Below are 15,985 nucleotides of genomic sequence, written 5' to 3' on the forward strand. Positions count from 1 at the left end.
GGTCAACGGGTCGTCACCAGGACGCCAACTGGGCCGAGGCCCTCGTAGCACACCCCCATCCAGGAGTTCACGGATAGTCTATCCGCCATGAGTACTATTCGCAAGGGTGTTCGCACGCCCGAATCTCACCAGGAGGCTTCTCCGCGCCCACGGGCAGAGACGCTTGGGGCGCTCCATACCGGATCCGGCACGAGTCGACCGGTTCAGGCACTCCTCTGCTTTCGCTGCGGAGCGACGTGTGTCGGACGTACGGTCCCGACATGATCAAGACCTTCCGTGGAGCGCTCGTGGCGCTCGCTGTCACGGCGCCACTCGTGGTGCTGTCCCCGGCCGAAGCCGCGGCCCCGTCCTTCCGCTCCTGCGACGCGCTGACGGCCAAGTGGCCCAACGGCGTCGCCAAGGGTCCTGTCGCAGCTGCCAAGGCCGTGCGCGACGGCTACTCCCGTCCCGCCACCACCAAGCTCGCCGTGCAGGTCTACTGGACCAACTACCGCAGGCTCGACCGCGACAAGGACGGCACCGCCTGCGAGAACTGATCCGGGTTCGCCGGTCGGAAGTCCGGTGGGACAGGCCGTTCCATCGCTCAGCACACGTGGTCGGGACTCCAGCCGGAAAGTCCCTGGTGCATTCCCGGGTTCATCGCGCCGTCGAAGCCCATGGCCTGCTGGCAGTCGCGCACGTGGTGGCTGAAGTCCTGCCCCGTGCTGGCAGAGGCTGGGCCCGTGACGGAGCCGAGCGCCACGAGGAGCCCTGCGAGGAGCAGGCCCGCTGACGCAGTGATGGTGGTGTGCATGTCTGTCCCCGTTCCTCGTGACTGACGGACGCTCCGCCTGTCTCCCAGACTCCGTGTGCATGGAGGCGCGAGGGAGTGCCGGACGTCATCACGCAGGGGAACCGAATGGCCCTGCCGGCCCGGTGAGACCTGGTTCGCTCAGCCGGGTCGACGCCGTTCGAGGTCCCGCCGGCCGGGCGTGACGTCCGTCCAGACGTAGCCGTCCTTCGAGACCGCGATCGTGCGCATCCCGGTGCGCGCCACGATCAGTCCGCCCGAGAAGCGGATGCCGACGGCCCAGAAGGGGCCGAACAGCGGCGGAGCGCTCGGCAGCAGCTCCGGCACGGCGTCGCCGGAGGCCAGTCGCCAGATGCGGCCGGGGCGGTTGCAGGTGAGCTGGTCGCAGTAGTGGTCCGAGCCTCCCACCTCGGCGATCAGCAGCGCGCCGTCCGATGCGAACGCCATGCCGCCGAAGCGCAACCGGTCCCGCGGCAGCCTGACACGACGGAACTCCTTCTCGTCGTCGGTCCACCACAGCTCCCACATGTAGAGCGGGAGGTCCTCCCAGGCGTGCGACATCGCGATCGCCTGCCGGCGTCCGGGCCCGACCGCATGCGTGGTGACGTCGGTGTACCAGTGCAGGTTCATGTGTCCGAGCGGAAGGCTCACGTCCGTGCGGTGCCACGAACGACCGTCGTCGGGAGAGGTCTCGTAACGCCAGACTCCACCTGCGATGCCGCGCCGGTACTCCAGGACGTTCATCAGGGTGCGGTCGCGTCCCGGGAGGTGTTGGTGGACGACACCGTTCGGCGACCGAGCGATCGGAAAGACCACAGCCGCCTCGACGTCGGCGGCCCAGAGGCCGGGGGACCTCTCGTCGCGGTAGTAGAACAGGAGGTCGTGGACTGCCCTGCCGACCACCTCGGTGTCGTCGTCGGGCATTCGACGGTCGGTGACTCGCAGTGGCTTGGTGTCGCCGTCCGGGTAGAGGACGAACGGCGGGTACATCCGGGTTGGGTACTGGTCCTGCGCCTTGATGGCGACGGCACCGCGGCCGAGTGGCGCGTAGTCGACGAGGTCGGCGAGCTCGTCGCTGATGCGGATGCGCGCGGCGTGGGCCCAGTTGTCGTCGGTGGTGGCGATGATCGTTCCTCGGTCGTTGATCCCCGGGGCCACGAAGTAGGCGACGGCGTCGTTGGGGGAGGTGTAGTCGACGTCCCTGAGCTCGAAGTCGGGAGGGACGCGGTTGAGGACCTCGACCCGCTCGAGGAGGTGCGCCAGCTTGTCGAGCCGGTGCTGCGCCATCGGCCTCGGCGACGTGCCGGACGACGAGTCCTCCGACGCCGTCGCCGTCGAGGGATCGGGGGAGGACCCGGTCGAGCCCGCGCCCCCGGGCGACCCCGCCCCGCCGACGTTGCAGCCCACGAGCAAGGTCGTTACCAGCACCATCACGATGGGGACCCGGAGCTCGGCGGGGGTCGCGCGGCGCCCGGCGCCTGGGATGTCGGACACCGTCATGTCCTCAGGATGGGCGGGGCGCGGGCCGCACGCACGGGGCGGCAGTCCCGGTAGGGCCGGGACGGACGGGAAGTCGCACGCAGCCCTCGTTGGCGTGCTCACCTAGGGTCACCGCATGAGAGCCGACGTGGTGGTCGTGGGCGCCGGGCTGGCCGGGCTGCGATGTGCGCAGGTGCTGGCCGGGGCCGGACGCGACGTCGTGGTCCTCGAGGCCTCCGACGGGGTCGGCGGCCGGATCCGCACCGACCGCGTCGACGGGTTCCTCGTCGACCGCGGCTTCCAGCTGCTCAACCCCGCCTACCCAGCCGTACGCCGGTGGGTCGACGTCGACGCCCTCCACCTGCAGCCGTTCGGCGCGGGGGTGGCCGCCCGCACCGAGAACGGCATGGACGTGCTGGGCCACCCGCTCCGCAGCCCGGCCCTGGTCCCGGCCACGTTGCGCACCGCAGCCCGGCGACCGAAGGAGGTCGCCGCCCTGGCGCGCTGGGCGGCCCCGCTGCTCCGACCCAGGCGCACCACCGAGCTGTCCGACGTGCTGGAGCGCCGCGCCGACGTGGACCGGCGTACGGCGCTGGACGGGGCCGGCGTGGACGGGTTGCTGCGACGGGTGGTCGACCGGTTCTTCGCCGGGGTGCTGCTCGAGGACGACGGCACGACCGCCGACCGCTTCGCCCTGCTGCTCACCTGGATGTTCGTCCGCGGGGTCCCGGCGCTGCCGCGGGACGGCATGCAGGCGCTGCCCGAGCAGCTCGCCGCGACGCTCGGCGACCGGGTGCGACTGGGGCAGCCGGTGCGTCGCGTCACCGGTACGTCGGTCCAGACCGACGACGGCACGTGGGCTGCCGACCACGTCGTCGTCGCCACCGGTGCGCCCGAGGCGGCCGAGCTGACCGGTGTCCCGGTCCCGCCGACCAAGGGCGTCGTCACCGTCTGGTGGTCGGCCCCGACGGCTCCCGACACCGACCTGCTCCATGTCGACGCGCGGCAAACGCCCGTGGGTCCGCTCGTCAACGCGGCGGTCGTCTCGCGCGCCGCACCGTCGTACGCCCCACCGGGCCGGTACCTCGTGCAGGGCTCGGCGCTGCTCGGGCCGAGTGGGGCACCCGACACGGACGAGATGCGGCGCCACGCCGGCGACCTCCTCGGGGTCGATCCGACCCGGTGGGAGGTCGTCGTGCGCCACGAGGTGCCGCACGCCCTCCCGGCGCAGCCGGCGCCCTTCAGTGCGACCCGACCGGTGCGGCACGGAGACGTGGTCGTGTGCGGCGACCACCGCGACACCGGATCGATCCAGGGCGCGCTCGTCAGCGGCCAGCGTGCGGCGGACGCACTGCTGGAGGGGCGCCGATGAGGCGGGTGGTCGTCGTCGGAGCCGGCCTCTCGGGGGTGGCCTGCGCGCGCGAGCTCCGCGCGGGCGGCGTCGACGCCGTGGTCCTCGATCGGGGTCGCGTCCCCGGCGGTCGCATGGCGGCCCGCACCTTGTGGGACCGCCGGGTCGACCTGGGCGCGTCCTACCTCACCGTGAGCGACCCGGGGTTCGCGGCCGTCGTCGACGACTGGGCAGCCCGCGGCCTCGCCCGCGAGTGGACCGACACCTTCACGGCGCTGGGAGATGGCCGCGCCGACAGCAAGGACGGCCCCGTGCGCTGGGGAGCGCCCCGCGGCCTGCGGTCGTTGGTCGAGGACCTCGCAGCCGACCTCACCGTCGAACGGCGGGAGGTCGGGTCGCTGGACGAGCTCGAGGCGGACGCCGTCGTCCTCGCCATGCCCGACCCCCAGGCCCGCCGGCTCGTCGGTGACCATCCCGTGGCGGACGTCCTCGACCGCGCGTGGGAGCCCGTCATCGCCGTCGCCGCGTGGTGGGCCGACCGCACGTGGGACGGAGCGAGCCCGACCGGCCGTTTCGACGGCGCCTTCGTCAACGACGACCCCGACGTCGCCTGGATCGCCGACGACGGCCGGCGCCGCGGCGACGACGCCCCGGTCCTCGTCGCCCACTCGACACCCGGGCGTGCCGCGCGCCACCTCGACGACCCGGCCGGAGCGGTGCCCGCGGTGCTCGACGCCGTCCGGCGGCTGCTCGACGTCGGGGAGCCCGAGGACGTCCATGTGCACCGCTGGACCTTCGCCCGCCCGACGGGTCGACGCGAGGAGTCCTACGCCCTCGTCGAGGGCGACCGTCTCGTCGGCGCCTGCGGCGACGGGTGGGGCGAGACACCCAAAGTCGAGACCGCCTGGCTCTCCGGCGTACGCCTCGGGCGCGCGCTGGCGGACCGGCTCAGGTGACCTCGAGCAGCCCTCGCTCCTCGACCAGGTCGAGAGCCAGGGTGCGGTAGCCCTCGTCCTCGAAGAGCACGGTGATCCGGTCCTCCTCGACGTCGGTGACGGTGCCGAGGCCGAACTCGGCGTGGCGCACCGTGGCCTGGACGGCGTACGGAACGTCGGGCGCCGCGGTCTCGTCGGGCGCCAGGCCGGCCACGCAGTTGTCGCAGATCCCGCACCGGTCTCGGACCTCGGCGCCGAAGTAGCCGAGCATGAACGCGCTGCGGCAGCGCTCGGTCTCGGCGTAGGCGCGCATCATCTCCACCCGCGAGCCCTCCAGCTTGCGCTGTGCCTCGGCCCGCTCCACGACGGCGTCGACGATCGCGCCGAGGCCCGCGTCGGCGGGGAGGTCGCCGGCCTCGCGGGCCAGGCCCACGAGGTTGACCAGCCGACCGGCCTTCCGCGGCCCGAAGTCGAGGTGCTCGCCGAGCTCACGGGGGTCGTCGCTGCCGGTCGCCTCCATGGCGCGGAGGACAGCGCGTACGTCGGCTCGCTTCGGGATCGGGGTGGTGAAGAAGCGTCCCAGCGAGAGGTCCTCGGCCCGGTAGGCCAGCACCGCCGTCGCGACGGCGCGGTCACGGCCGGCCCGCCCGACCTCCTGCCAGTAGGTGTCCGGCGACTCGGGGACGTCGGCGTGCACCACGAAGCGGATGTCGGGCTTGTCGACGCCCATGCCGAAGGCCGACGTCGCCGCGACCAGCGGGAGGTCGCCGGCCATGAAGGTCTCGTGCACCTCGTCGCGGCGTCGCTGCGAGAGGCCGGCGTGGTAGGCCGCGGCGTCGTGGCCCCGCTCGACGAGCGACTCCGCGACGGACTCCGCGCCCTTGCGCGTGCGGCAGTAGACGACGCCGCTGCCGCGGTCGTGGGACAGCTCGTCGACGATGGCCAGCACCCGCTCGCGCTGCTCGTCGGCGTCGGAGAAGCGCTCCACCGTCAGCGCGATGTTGTCGCGCTCGAACCCGGTGAGCACGACGAGCGCCTCGCGCAGGGCGAGCCGGTCGACGATGTCCTGCTGGGTCGGCAGCGCGGCGGTCGCGGTCATGGCGATGACCCGCGGCGAGCCGAGCTGCTGGACCAGCTCGCCGAGCCGCAGGTAGTCGGGGCGGAAGTCGTGTCCCCACGACGAGACGCAGTGCGCCTCGTCGACCGCGACGAGCGTCGGCTCGAGGGCGGCGACGTCCGCGAGCACGTCGGGATTGGCCAGCTGCTCGGGGGAGAGCAGGAGGAAGCGCAGGTCGCCGTCGCGCGCCGCGGTGAGGATCCGCTCGCGCTCCTCGGCGGACTCGGCCGAGCTCAACCGCGCGGCGCTGAGACCGACCGTCTCCAGCGAGGCCACCTGGTCCTGCTGCAGCGCGAGCAGCGGGGAGACGACGACCGTGCAGCCGTCGAGCAGCATGCCGGCGAGCTGGTAGGCCAGGGACTTGCCGGCCCCGGTGGGTGCGACGAGCAGCACGTCGCGTCCGTCGAGGAGCGCCTGCACAGCCTCCTCCTGACCGGGCAGCAGCTCCCGGTGTCCGAACCATCGCTCGGCAGCCTCGCGCACCCGCGCGGACAGTGTGGATCGGGAGGGAGGGTTCGTCACCCGGCAGGAGTACCCCGCGGAGGTGACGCCCATGAGCGGGACGTCAGGAGGCCTGCATCACCTCGGGCGGAAGCCCGAGCACATGACCCGCAGGTGCTCGATCGTCTGCCCGCCCCGGTAGTAGGCCTGCTGCTCGGCGACGAACGAGCCGCCCGGCGTGCGGAGGTCGAAGCGGTAGCTGACGTGCGAGGTGTCGGCCACGTCGTCGCGCTCGGTGACGTCGACGACCCGCTCGATCTCGTCGTGCGGCTCGAACCACGAGCCGAGCACCGTCTGCACGACCTCGTCCGGGCCGCTGCCCTCCCACGTCCGCCCGGGGGTCAGCCCCCGGAAGTCGACGTCGTCGGCGAGCAGGGCTCGCAGGGCGGACTCGTCCTTGGCGGCGATGGCGTGGGCCAGCCGTGCGCCCAGGGTCTCGGTGTCGCTCACCCGCCCAGTGTGCGGCAGCGGGTCAGCGTTCGGCCAGCACCGCGAGGTCACGCTCGGCGTAGAGCCGGTGCTCCCACTCCTCGTTGAGGACGACGCGCAGGCAGTCCGCGACGGTGAGCCCGGTGGCGTCGGTGAGGAACGGCGTGGCGGATGAGACCGCTCGACCCAACCCGGCGTCGGTGAGCCCGTCGAGCACCTCCGCGACGGTCGCGCGGCGCTGCCGACGCAGGGCCATGACCTCGTGCAGCTCCGGCCGCACCCGTCGCGCCCACGGCACACCCTCGTGCGCGGGAGCCTCGTCCCAGGGCAGGTCGAGCGGGTGCCACGGGGACGGGTCGGCGAGCACCACGCCGCCCACCCAGCACGCGTGGGCGAACCCGAGGTGGCGCAGGGTCTCGATGAACGACCACTCGCCGTCGACCTGCTCGTGCAGCTGCTCGGCGGGCACGGTCCGGGCGTGTCCCATCGTCTCGCCCCACAGCCGGTCGAGGACGGCGAACGCCTCCTGGAAGCCGGCGACGTCGGTCGGCGCCATCAGCGCGCGCTCGGGCATCCGGCGGTTGAGCTCGGCCTCCACGAGCGGGACGACGTCGACCCCGTTGACCACGAGGCGCAGCACCTCGCCGCTGATCTCCATGTCGGGGATCTCGACGCCGGTCATCCGGACGCCGTCGAAGTACGCCGCCCGCACGCGGCTGCGGCTCAGGTCGACCTCGCGGACGTCCAGGCCGCTCATGTCGGCGCCCCGGAACGTGCTGCCTGAGAGATCCACCCGCCGGAAGGTCGAGCCGCTGAGGTCCTGCTCGCTGAAGTCTGTCACCCGGGCAGGCTAGGGGTCGTTGCGGACGATCCGCGACCGGTTCGATGATGGCGCCATGACCGGTGCTCCCCGCACGCCCGGCACCGTCGCGGTGCCCGGCGCCGTCCTGTCCTTCGACGTCGTCGGCGACCTCGCCGACGCCACGCCCGAGTCCCCGCCGCTGGTGCTGGCGGGATCGCCGATGGACAGCACCGGCTTCGGCAGCCTCGCGTCCCGGCTCAAGGGCCGCGTGCTGGTGCTGACCGACCCGCGCAACGTGGGCCGGAGCACGCGTGAGAACGACGCCGCAGCCGTCGCGCCCGAGCAGCACGCCGAGGACCTGCATGCGCTCGTCGAGGCGCTCGGCGTCGGCCCGGTGGACCTGTTCGCCTCGTCCGGTGCCGCGGTCAACGCGCTCTTCCTCGTCGCCGCGCACCCAGACGACGTACGACTCCTGGTGGCGCACGAGCCTCCGATGGCCCCGCTCCTGCCCGACGGCGCCGCCATCGTCCGGGCGTGCGACGAGCTGGTGGCGGCCTACGACGCCGCCGGCATCGGACCCGGGATGGCCCGCTTCATCAGCCTGGTGATGCACCGCGGTGAGTGGACGGGCGACGAACCCGTCCCGGACCCGGCGGTGTTCGGCCTGCCCACCGAGGACGACGGCACGCGCGACGACGGCCTCATGGCCAACATGCGGGGCGGGGGGTGCTCCCGCGTCCCCGACCTCGACGCGGTCCGTGCCGCTCCCACCCGCGTCGTGCTGGGCGTGGGGGAGGAGTCGGGTGGCCCCGACGACGGCGAGATCGCCGGCCGGGCCGGACACGCCGTCGCGCGTGAGCTGGGCGTCGAGCCGGTCGTCTTCCCCGGCGGGCACAACGGCTTCCTGGGCGGCGAGTACGGCCAGACGGGCAAGCCGGACGAGTTCGCCGCCCGGCTGCGCGAGGTGCTGGCTACCAGGTGAGCTCGATCTCGATCTCGTTGTCGTCGCCGAGCTCGACCTCCACCTTGAGGTTCACCTGGTCGGGGACGGCCACCGTGACCCGGCCGCCTCCGCGGGAGAACTCGACGGAGTTGTGCTTGGCGAGCGAGTCGGCGAGGGCACGCAGCCGGGCAGCAGCCTCCTCGCGGGTCATCGTCTGGGTGTCGTCCGTCTCGAAGAGGTCCATGCCCCGAACCTAACGACTGCGGCCGGTGATCTACAGCCCCAGCATGCGTCCGATGATCTCCTTCTGGATCTCGGTCGTGCCGCCGTAGATCGTCTGGATCCGCGAGTCGGTGTAGGCCTTCGAGATCGGGTACTCGTCCATGTAGCCGTAGCCGCCATGGAGCTGGACGCCGGCGTCGACGACCCGCTTCTGCAGCTCGGTGGTCCACCACTTCGCCATCGAGGCGAGCGCGGTGTCGACCTTCCCGGCGTTGAGCCGGAGCACGCAGTCGTTGATGAAGACCCGCGCGATGTGCGCCTCCGTGGCCATCTCGGCGAGCACGAAGCGGTTGTGCTGGAACTTCCCGATCGGCCTGCCGAAGGCCTCGCGCTCCTTGGCGTAGGCCAGGCAGAGGTCGAGGACGTGCTCGATCGCGGCGACGGCGATGCAGCCGATCGAGATGCGCTCCTGCGGCAGGTTCTCCATCAGGGAGACGAAGCCCGACCCCTCGGCGCCCAGGAGGTTCGCCTTCGGCACGTGTACGTCGGTGAAGGACAGCTCGGCAGTGTCCTGGGCGTGCAGCCCCATCTTCGCGAGGTTGCGGCCCCGCTCGAACCCCTCCATGCCTCGCTCGACGACGAGCAGCGAGATGCCCTGGTGACCTGCGTCGGGATCGGTGCGGCACACGACGATCACGAGGTCGGACAGGATCCCGTTGGAGATGAAGGTCTTCGACCCGTTGAGGACGTAGTGGTCGCCGGCATCGACCGCGGTCGTCCGGATGCCCTGCAGGTCCGACCCGGCCCCGGGCTCGGTCATCGCGATGGCGGTGATCAGGTCGCCGGAGACGCAGCCGGGCAGCCAGCGCTGCTTCTGCTCCTCGGTCCCGAGCGAGGAGATGTAGGGGACGATGATGTCGGTGTGCACGGCGAAGCCCGGGCCCGACGCCCCGGCCCGCGCGGACTCCTCGGCGAGCACCATGTTGTAGCGGAAGTCCTTGATGCCCGGCCCGCCGTAGGCCTCGTCGACGTCGAAGCACAGCAGCCCGCGCTCGCCCGCCTTGCGCCACACCTCGCGGTCGACGACGCCCGCCTGCTCCCAGGCGGCGTGGTGCGGGGCGACCTCCTTGTCGAAGAAGGCGCGTGCGAGAGCGCGGAAGTCCTCGTGCTCCTGCTCGAGGATGCTGGGGCGGTCAGGCATGGTGTCTTCCTCCGGTGGTGGGACGTGCGCAGGCCACTGCCCGCGCCGCGACGTAGGCAGGCTCGCGCAGGCCCTCGACGACGGCGTACTGCTCGAGTCCGGCAAGGGGGTGGGTGATCGGGTCGAACCGGTCGGCGGTGTCCGCCTCGGCCCACGTCACGTCGATGCTGCCGACCGGCTGCCAGTCCCCGGTGCCCAGGGCCAGGTCGAGCGCGTACGTCGCTGGCGGCAGGCCCTCGTGGGGATCCGACTGCGGGCTCAGGCGGAAGGTCACGGCGCGTCCGCCGGCCTTCGCGGGGAGCAGCGTGGTCAGTCGGCCGAACCGGCCCGGCCCCCGCAGGGTCAGCAGGTAGCGGTTCCAGCCACGCTCGCCGGTGCTGGCGAAGAGCAGGTCGCCGTCGGCCCCGTCAGGTGCGGCGGCCTGGAGCCGGAGGGCGAGACCCTCGATGTCGGGCCACCCCTGCGGGAGGCCCATCGATCGCGACCACCGGGTTCGGCATGGCCGGGTGCCGGCCCGGGAGAACGCTTCGATTCCGAGGGCGGGCGCAGGGTCGGTGACGGTCAGCCGGCCCGTCCCCAGGTGGCCGACGGGGTGCAGGGCCTTGTCGCGGCGGACCAGGCCGGTGATCGCGGCGGCCACCGCGAGCAGCACTCCGGACGCGGCGCCGGCGAGGGACAGGGGAGATCGATGCATCATGGTGCGCCGTACCCGCTTGCCGCTGCGGACACCCGGTTGAGCTGGTCGAGCATGGACAGCGGACCGAGGTCCTCGAGCCGGTGGCCGTGCGGGTACGTCGTCGGCCGGTGGACGTACGCCGTGCGGCGCGGGGGAGCCAGCCGCAGCAGCCGGCCGCGCAGCCTGAGCCCACCGCGTACGGCACGGACGAACCACGTCGGCTGGCGCGGAAGGCCGAGCGCCTCGCGCAGGGGCTCGTCCATCACCGCAATCGTGACGCGCCGCACGAGCGGTCGCAGCGGGGCGGGCGCGAGGTCGCGCGCGATCCGGATCGACGCCTCCGCGAGCCGGGTGGCCGCGGGGGTGTGGGCGAAGTGGTGGCGCTCGTAGTCGACGAGCAGCGCCAGGTAGCCGTCGTACGTCGTCGGCAGGCCCTTCAGGCCCATCAGCTCGCCGAAGCGGGTGCTCACCTTCGTGATCGCGGCCAGCTCGACGGGGTCGAGCCGGCGCCAGCCGTTGGCCTCGATCCAGCGGACCGGGCCCACGACGGTGGTGGCGAGGACGTAGGCGAGCTCGTGGTCGGGGATGTCGTAGTGGCCGTGGATGCGGTTGAGCCGGCGCAGCGCGGCGTGCGAGCGCGGCGAGTCGATGCCGTCGAGGGTGGCCTCGTCGCCGATGAGGATGGTGTCGTCGTAGCGCTTGGTGCCGTGGTCCTCGAACTCCCGTGTGCGGTCGAGGAGGGCGGCGATCGAGGGGATGCCGTAGTCGCGCATGAATGCGGTGCCCGTGCCCTGGGAGTAGTCCCACGGGAACTCGAGACGGGCGGTCAGCCGCAGGATCTCGTCGTGGTCGACCTCCGGGTCCAGGGACCGGATCCGGCGGAGGTTGGCGTAGCGGCCCGGCGCGTGGACGAGGCTCAGGACACCCATTCCTTCACCTGGGCCACGGTCGCAGCCGGGTCGTCGCTGACGGGTGTGATGTTGAGGTCGGTGACGCCGGCCTCGCGGAACGCGGCGATGCGCTCCTGCACGTACGACGCCGAGCCGACGAGGTTGGCGGCCTCGAGCCACTCGGTGGGGACGAGCGCCTCGGCCTGCCGCTTCTTGCCGGAGAGGTAGAGGTCCTGGATCTCCTCGGCCTCCTTCTCGTAGCCGTAGGCGCGGGCGACGTCGTTGTAGAAGTTCTTGCCCTTGGCGCCCATGCCGCCGACGTAGAGGGCGAAGACCGGGCGCGCGAAGTCGAGCAGCGCCTTGGTCTCGGGGCCCTCCCCGATCGCGACCATGCCGCCGGCCATCACCTGGAGCGGGCCGAGGCCGTCGAGGCGCTTGGCGGTGCCGGCCGCGAGCGAGTCGCCCCAGACGACGTGCGCCTTCTCGGGGTGGAAGAGGTGGGGGATCCAGCCGTCGGCGATCTCGGCGGTCTGCTCGACGTTCTTCGGGCCCAGCGCGGCGATCCAGATCGGGATGGTGTCGCGCTCGGGCTTCGTCAGCAGCTTGATCGGCTTGCCGAGCCCGGTGACCGCGCCGTGCTCCTTGTCGAGCGGCAGGTGGAACTCGCCGTCCGCGGTCAGCGGCTCACGCATGAGGCCGCGCCGGATGATGTCGACGACCTCGGCAGTGCGCGCCATCGGCTTGCGGTAGGGCACGCCGTGGAAGCCCTCGATGACCTGCGGTCCGCTGACGCCGAGGCCGAGGATCGCGCGCCCCTGGCTGACGTTGTCGAGCCCGGCCGCGGTCTGCAGCAGGGCGCCGGGGGTGCGGGAGTAGATGTTGAGGATGCCCGAGCCGATCTGCACGGTCTCGGTCTTGGCCGCGAGGTAGCCCATCAGCGTGGGCGCGTCGAAGCCGTAGGCCTCCGCGACCCACACGCTGTCGAGCCCCGCCCGCTCCAGCGCGACCACGTCGTCGGCCGCCTTGCGCGGGTTGCCGTCGTACATCAGCAGGGTGGCGAGGCGCATGCGGCAATCGTGACAGTGTCACTGTCACGGTGCAAGGGTGATACTCGACCATGGGACTGATCACAGACGTGCGGGTGCGCCAGCCCGCCAAGGACGACCTGGTCGGACGACGATTCCTCGTCGCCGGCATCGGCAACGGCTTCGAGGGCACCATCGGCATCCGAGTGCTCGACGGGCGGGGACGTGTGCTCGCGGAGGACTCGGCCCAGTCCGTCGGCGGCATGGCGGCGGTCGGGGAGTTCTCCACCCGGGTGACCGTGCCGCACCCGCCACGCGACGGCACCCGGCTCACGGTGCAGGTCTTTGGCGACAACCCCGGACTCCCCGACGAGGGCCCGAGTCCCGGCTTCAACCTCCGCGAGGTCGAGGTGATCATGTTCGCCGAGCTCCGCGGCTTCCTGCTCTACCGCGTCGAGGCGGGCGACACCCTCGCCTCGATCGTGCGCACGCTGCGCGACTTCACCCGTACGACGGTCGCCCAGGTCGTCGCCGCGAACCCGCGGATCACCGACCCCGACGTCATCCGGGTCGGCCAGCGGCTGCGGATCCCGCAGAAGGACTGACGGTCACTGCGGGCAGAATGCCTCACCCCTCGACGTACGTCGACCCGGCGAGGACGGCGGCCACCGCATCGGTGCGGGGTGCGGTGCGGAGCAGGGTGGCGGTGACGAAGTCGGTGGCGTAGGACTCGAAGGCGCGCGCGTGCCGGAGCATCGCGTGCCGTCCGCCGGGGATGGCGACGTAGCCGACCGGGGTCGTCGCCTCCAGTCGGCGGGCGAGCTCCGACGAGCGCGTGGGCAGGGCGATCCGGTCCTCGCCGCCGTGCACGACCAGGACCTGCGTGTCGTGCAGCCCGCCCCGGTCGGTCGGCAGCACCCAGGGGTTCAGGGCCACCACGCTGCGCACCTGGGGGTCGTGCCCGGCCAGCAGCGCGGCGCGCCCGCCCAGCGAGTGGCCGACGAGGGCGACCGGCAGGTCGCCGTGCTCCTCGGTGACGCGGTCGAGCGCCCACGCGACGTCCATGACCGGCGTGGTGCGGGAGTCCCAGCCGCGGTGCGTGTTGAGGAGGCGGTGGACCGCCAGCCGCGACCTGCCCGCGAGGGCGATCCGCTGCGCGAGCGGCACCATGCGCAGCACCGAGAGCTGCGCGGGGCTGACCATCGCCCGGTCGCCGCGGCTGGCCCCGCCGTGCAGGACCAGGACGATCCCGCGCGGGGCACGCCCCCTGCGGACGGGGACCAGCCGGGCGCCGGTCATCAGGACAGGCCGGGCACCCGGGCAGTGACCTTGTCGAGCACGCCCTCGACCACGTTGGACGGTCGCTGCTGCTCACCGAGGCGCGCGTCCAGCACGATCATGGCGGCGGTCAGCGCGGGGACCGCCCACTGCAGGAGCTTCAGCTTGCGCTGGGCCTCGGCGACGTCGCGCGGCGTGCGGGTCGACGGCTCGGTGCCCGACTCGGCCGGCACCTGCGTGTCGGCCGAGACCCGACGCCCGAGCATCCGGCTGTAGGCCGTCACGCCGATCGCGGCACCGGTGAGGGCGGTCTTGACCAGAGAGGTGCTCGCGACCCCACGCTGGCCGACCACGCGGCCCTTGTTGCCGAGCAGCAGGCCGGTGCTGCCGACCAGGTGCGCACCGATGGCGGCCGCGTTGACGGGCGTCCACCGGTCCCAGCCGGTGTTCGCCACCGAGCCGACGCCGGACGGGGAGTCGGCCGCGCCTGCGGCGGGGTTGAGCGCGACGGCGTTGGCCAGCGTGCCGCCGAACCAAGCGGCGAGGCCGACGTCGTTGAGCGTGCGGGACAGGGTGTTGCTGGACATGCAGGTCTCCAGACCTCGGGTACGGGGAGCCCGTCCCGTACCCGGAGCCGCGCCTCGCATTCGCGACTGCCGGGCTCAGCGGCCCAGGCCCGGGACCACCTCGGCGCCGGGCAGGTCGGCGAGCACGCGCCCGGGCACGAGCAGCTTGGAGCGTCGTACGCCGCTGCCGAGCACGACCACGGGCTCGTCGAGCAGCGCGTCGTGGACCAGCACGCGCCAGCCCTCGGGCAGCCCGAAGGGAGTGATCCCGCCGTACTCCATGCCCGTCTCGGCGACCGCGCGCTCCATCGACAGGAAGGAGGCCTTGCGCACGTCGAGCATCTTGCGCACGAGCGTGTTGACGTCGGCACGGGTGTCGGCGCGGACCACGCACGCCGCGATCCGCTCGTCGCCGGCCCGCACGCCCGCGACGACGACGCAGTTGCCGCCCGCCGCCATCGGGATGTCGTAGGCCTCGCTCATCGCGGCCGTGTCGGCGAGGTCCGGGTCGATCTCGACCACCGCCACCTCGGTCGCCCCGGGCCACCCCGCGAGGGCGGCGGCGACCGGGGGAGCGACGAGGTCCGGGTGCTCGACGGCGGGGAGGGACGTGAGGGACGGGAAGCTCGGCAGCGTCACGCGGTCATCATGCGGCATTCACCCTGAGGTCATCGCGGCACCACCGTGCGGTCCCCGGGTCCGGGCAGCGTGGTGCCATGACGGTGACCCGCGAGGCGCCCCAGCTGAGGGAGGTCTCGACCTCGTCGTTGGTCCCCACCCCCACCGTGGTTGCGCACCGCGGCGCCAGCGGGCACCGTCCCGAGCACACCCTCGACGCCTACCGCACCGCCATCCGGATGGGCGCCGACGACATCGAGCTCGACCTCGTCGCCACCGGCGACGGGGTGCTCGTGGCGCGCCACGACCTCGAGCTCAGCGTGACGACCGACGTGGCCGACCGCCCAGCGCTCGCGCACCTGCGCCGCAGGATGGTCGTTGACGGCGTGGAGCAGCACGGCTGGTTCGCCCAGGACCTCACGCTCGCGGAGCTCAAGACGCTCGCCGCGAGGGAGCGGATGCCGGGCACCCGGCCCGGCAACGCGGCGTACGACGGTGCGGAGGGCGTGCCGACGCTCACCGAAGTGCTGGCGATGGTCGGCGCCGAGTCGCTGCGGCGCGGCCGCACGGTAGGCGTTGCGCTCGAGCTCAAGCACGCCGCCCACCACGACGCGGCCGGCCTCCCGCTGGACGTGCCGCTGCTGCGCGAGCTCGCCCGCCAGGGCCTCGACCACCCGTGGGCGCGGGTGACGCTGATGTCCTTCGAGGCGCCGGTCCTGCGGCGCCTCGCCACGCGGACCCGGCTGCCCCTCCTGCAGCTGCTCGACCGCGGGCACCGGGTGACGTCCGAGGAGCTCGACGAGATCGACGAGTACGCCGACGGCCTCGGCGCCCACACGTCGCTCGTGCTGCCCCGCGATGCCGCGGGAGCGGTCGGCACCCCATCGACGCTCGTCCGTGAGGCGCACCGCCGCGGCCTCACCCTCCACGCCTGGACCGTGCGCGCGGAGAACCGCTTCCTGCCGACCGACCTGCGGCGCGGCGACGCGCCCGACGCGCTCGGAGACATGGCGGGGGAGGTGCGGGCGCTGCTCGCCGCGGGGGTCGACGGGGTCATCACCGACCACCCCGAGCAGGCGCTCGCGGTGCTCCGCGAGCGCGTGGGCCAGACCGCCTCGCAGCGGTGACAGGCAGGGCTTCGCACCGGCGTACGCTCGTCGTC

19 protein-coding genes are annotated in these 15,985 nt (G+C 72.9%); 6 read left to right on the forward strand and 13 right to left on the reverse strand.

Annotation, left to right across the window (positions count from 1 at the left end):
- The first annotated feature begins 260 nt into the window (after positions 1-260).
- A complete protein-coding gene (locus HOO61_RS08545) occupies positions 261-536 on the forward strand; it encodes an excalibur calcium-binding domain-containing protein (RefSeq protein ID WP_172258308.1) in 276 nt (91 codons plus the stop codon).
- Between the two features lie 47 nt (positions 537-583).
- Here the strand turns inward: HOO61_RS08545 and HOO61_RS08550 are convergent, their stop codons facing one another.
- Positions 584-793 carry a hypothetical protein gene (locus HOO61_RS08550; protein ID WP_172258309.1) on the reverse strand — a complete coding sequence of 70 codons (210 nt, stop codon included), beginning with the start codon at positions 791-793 and terminating at the stop codon, positions 584-586.
- 138 nt (positions 794-931) lie between these two features.
- Complete coding sequence (locus HOO61_RS08555) at positions 932-2,284, reverse strand: hypothetical protein (protein WP_172258310.1); 1,353 nt, start codon at positions 2,282-2,284, stop codon at positions 932-934.
- 121 nt (positions 2,285-2,405) lie between these two features.
- Here HOO61_RS08555 and HOO61_RS08560 point away from each other — a divergent pair, with 121 nt between their 5' ends.
- Both HOO61_RS08560 and HOO61_RS08565 read left to right on the forward strand, forming a co-directional pair.
- A complete protein-coding gene (locus tag HOO61_RS08560; protein WP_172258311.1) occupies positions 2,406-3,641 on the forward strand; it encodes an NAD(P)/FAD-dependent oxidoreductase in 1,236 nt (411 codons plus the stop codon).
- Positions 3,638-4,576 carry an NAD(P)/FAD-dependent oxidoreductase gene (locus tag HOO61_RS08565; protein ID WP_172258312.1) on the forward strand — a complete coding sequence of 313 codons (939 nt, stop codon included), beginning with the start codon at positions 3,638-3,640 and terminating at the stop codon, positions 4,574-4,576. Before HOO61_RS08560 ends, HOO61_RS08565 begins: the two co-directional genes overlap by 4 nt.
- On the opposite strand, the gene HOO61_RS08570 is transcribed toward HOO61_RS08565, so the two are convergent.
- The 3 genes from HOO61_RS08570 to HOO61_RS24820 form a co-directional block, all read right to left on the reverse strand.
- On the reverse strand, positions 4,569-6,155 hold the full coding sequence (locus tag HOO61_RS08570) for a RecQ family ATP-dependent DNA helicase (protein WP_216658753.1): 1,587 nt from the start codon (positions 6,153-6,155) through the stop codon (positions 4,569-4,571). The two genes, HOO61_RS08565 and HOO61_RS08570, sit on opposite strands and share 8 nt — an antisense overlap.
- Before the next feature lie 96 nt (positions 6,156-6,251).
- Entirely contained in the window at positions 6,252-6,623 is a 372-nt protein-coding gene (locus tag HOO61_RS08575; RefSeq protein WP_172258314.1) for a hypothetical protein, read from the reverse strand.
- Between the two features lie 22 nt (positions 6,624-6,645).
- On the reverse strand, positions 6,646-7,443 hold the full coding sequence (locus tag HOO61_RS24820) for a DinB family protein (RefSeq protein ID WP_172258315.1): 798 nt from the start codon (positions 7,441-7,443) through the stop codon (positions 6,646-6,648).
- A gap of 55 nt (positions 7,444-7,498) precedes the next feature.
- Here HOO61_RS24820 and HOO61_RS08585 point away from each other — a divergent pair, with 55 nt between their 5' ends.
- A complete protein-coding gene (locus HOO61_RS08585; RefSeq protein ID WP_172258316.1) occupies positions 7,499-8,386 on the forward strand; it encodes an alpha/beta fold hydrolase in 888 nt (295 codons plus the stop codon).
- Here the strand turns inward: HOO61_RS08585 and HOO61_RS08590 are convergent.
- The 5 genes from HOO61_RS08590 to HOO61_RS08610 are packed head-to-tail and all read right to left on the reverse strand — an operon-like array spanning position 8,376 to position 12,403.
- On the reverse strand, positions 8,376-8,591 hold the full coding sequence (locus tag HOO61_RS08590) for an amphi-Trp domain-containing protein (protein ID WP_172258317.1): 216 nt from the start codon (positions 8,589-8,591) through the stop codon (positions 8,376-8,378). The two genes, HOO61_RS08585 and HOO61_RS08590, sit on opposite strands and share 11 nt — an antisense overlap.
- A 30-nt stretch (positions 8,592-8,621) precedes the next feature.
- Positions 8,622-9,770: an acyl-CoA dehydrogenase family protein gene (locus HOO61_RS08595; RefSeq protein WP_172258318.1), complete on the reverse strand. Its 1,149-nt coding sequence runs from the start codon at positions 9,768-9,770 to the stop codon at positions 8,622-8,624.
- On the reverse strand, positions 9,763-10,467 hold the full coding sequence (locus tag HOO61_RS08600) for a hypothetical protein (protein ID WP_172258319.1): 705 nt from the start codon (positions 10,465-10,467) through the stop codon (positions 9,763-9,765). The genes HOO61_RS08595 and HOO61_RS08600 overlap by 8 nt, the downstream gene beginning before the upstream one ends.
- The gene (locus HOO61_RS08605) at positions 10,464-11,375 is read right to left on the reverse strand and encodes an oxygenase MpaB family protein (RefSeq protein ID WP_172258320.1); all 912 of its coding nucleotides are present in this window, start codon (positions 11,373-11,375) and stop codon (positions 10,464-10,466) included. The genes HOO61_RS08600 and HOO61_RS08605 overlap by 4 nt, the downstream gene beginning before the upstream one ends.
- Positions 11,363-12,403 (reverse strand): LLM class F420-dependent oxidoreductase, encoded by a 1,041-nt coding sequence (locus tag HOO61_RS08610; RefSeq protein ID WP_172258321.1) that lies wholly within the window; start codon positions 12,401-12,403, stop codon positions 11,363-11,365. Before HOO61_RS08610 ends, HOO61_RS08605 begins: the two co-directional genes overlap by 13 nt.
- A gap of 50 nt (positions 12,404-12,453) precedes the next feature.
- Here HOO61_RS08610 and HOO61_RS08615 point away from each other — a divergent pair, with 50 nt between their 5' ends.
- Positions 12,454-12,966, forward strand: coding sequence for a Gmad2 immunoglobulin-like domain-containing protein (locus tag HOO61_RS08615; protein ID WP_172258322.1), 513 nt, complete (start codon positions 12,454-12,456; stop codon positions 12,964-12,966).
- Between the two features lie 22 nt (positions 12,967-12,988).
- Here HOO61_RS08615 and HOO61_RS08620 read toward each other — a convergent pair whose 3' ends face one another.
- The 3 genes from HOO61_RS08620 to HOO61_RS08630 all read right to left on the reverse strand — a co-directional run bounded on the left by HOO61_RS08620 (position 12,989) and on the right by HOO61_RS08630 (position 14,844).
- Positions 12,989-13,660 (reverse strand): alpha/beta hydrolase, encoded by a 672-nt coding sequence (locus tag HOO61_RS08620; protein WP_172258323.1) that lies wholly within the window; start codon positions 13,658-13,660, stop codon positions 12,989-12,991.
- Positions 13,660-14,226: a hypothetical protein gene (locus tag HOO61_RS08625; RefSeq protein ID WP_172258324.1), complete on the reverse strand. Its 567-nt coding sequence runs from the start codon at positions 14,224-14,226 to the stop codon at positions 13,660-13,662. The genes HOO61_RS08620 and HOO61_RS08625 overlap by 1 nt, the downstream gene beginning before the upstream one ends.
- A 75-nt stretch (positions 14,227-14,301) precedes the next feature.
- The gene (locus tag HOO61_RS08630) at positions 14,302-14,844 is read right to left on the reverse strand and encodes a YbaK/EbsC family protein (RefSeq protein ID WP_367650085.1); all 543 of its coding nucleotides are present in this window, start codon (positions 14,842-14,844) and stop codon (positions 14,302-14,304) included.
- Positions 14,845-14,921: 77 nt separating this feature from the next.
- On the opposite strand from HOO61_RS08630, the gene HOO61_RS08635 reads away from it, so the two are divergent.
- Complete coding sequence (locus tag HOO61_RS08635; RefSeq protein WP_172258326.1) at positions 14,922-15,950, forward strand: glycerophosphodiester phosphodiesterase family protein; 1,029 nt, start codon at positions 14,922-14,924, stop codon at positions 15,948-15,950.
- Positions 15,951-15,985 lie beyond the last annotated feature (35 nt).

This window comes from Nocardioides sp. zg-1230 (assembly GCF_013155335.1).
GTDB lineage: Bacteria > Actinomycetota > Actinomycetes > Propionibacteriales > Nocardioidaceae > Nocardioides.

Bases quoted from the DNA above. Each gene is read 5' to 3' on its own strand.
- HOO61_RS08585 (WP_172258316.1), top strand. From the start codon at position 7,499: ATGACCGGTGCTCCCCGCACGCCCGGCACCGTCGCGGTGCCCGGCGCC.
- HOO61_RS08595 (WP_172258318.1), bottom strand. From the start codon at position 9,770: ATGCCTGACCGCCCCAGCATCCTCGAGCAGGAGCACGAGGACTTCCGC.
- HOO61_RS08615 (WP_172258322.1), top strand. From the start codon at position 12,454: ATGGGACTGATCACAGACGTGCGGGTGCGCCAGCCCGCCAAGGACGAC.
- HOO61_RS08625 (WP_172258324.1), bottom strand. From the start codon at position 14,226: ATGTCCAGCAACACCCTGTCCCGCACGCTCAACGACGTCGGCCTCGCC.
- HOO61_RS08565 (WP_172258312.1), top strand. From the start codon at position 3,638: ATGAGGCGGGTGGTCGTCGTCGGAGCCGGCCTCTCGGGGGTGGCCTGC.
- HOO61_RS08550 (WP_172258309.1), bottom strand. From the start codon at position 793: ATGCACACCACCATCACTGCGTCAGCGGGCCTGCTCCTCGCAGGGCTC.
- HOO61_RS08560 (WP_172258311.1), top strand. From the start codon at position 2,406: ATGAGAGCCGACGTGGTGGTCGTGGGCGCCGGGCTGGCCGGGCTGCGA.
- HOO61_RS08590 (WP_172258317.1), bottom strand. From the start codon at position 8,591: ATGGACCTCTTCGAGACGGACGACACCCAGACGATGACCCGCGAGGAG.
- HOO61_RS08545 (WP_172258308.1), top strand. From the start codon at position 261: ATGATCAAGACCTTCCGTGGAGCGCTCGTGGCGCTCGCTGTCACGGCG.
- HOO61_RS08635 (WP_172258326.1), top strand. From the start codon at position 14,922: ATGACGGTGACCCGCGAGGCGCCCCAGCTGAGGGAGGTCTCGACCTCG.
- HOO61_RS08600 (WP_172258319.1), bottom strand. From the start codon at position 10,467: ATGATGCATCGATCTCCCCTGTCCCTCGCCGGCGCCGCGTCCGGAGTG.
- HOO61_RS08620 (WP_172258323.1), bottom strand. From the start codon at position 13,660: ATGACCGGCGCCCGGCTGGTCCCCGTCCGCAGGGGGCGTGCCCCGCGC.
- HOO61_RS08605 (WP_172258320.1), bottom strand. From the start codon at position 11,375: ATGGGTGTCCTGAGCCTCGTCCACGCGCCGGGCCGCTACGCCAACCTC.
- HOO61_RS08610 (WP_172258321.1), bottom strand. From the start codon at position 12,403: ATGCGCCTCGCCACCCTGCTGATGTACGACGGCAACCCGCGCAAGGCG.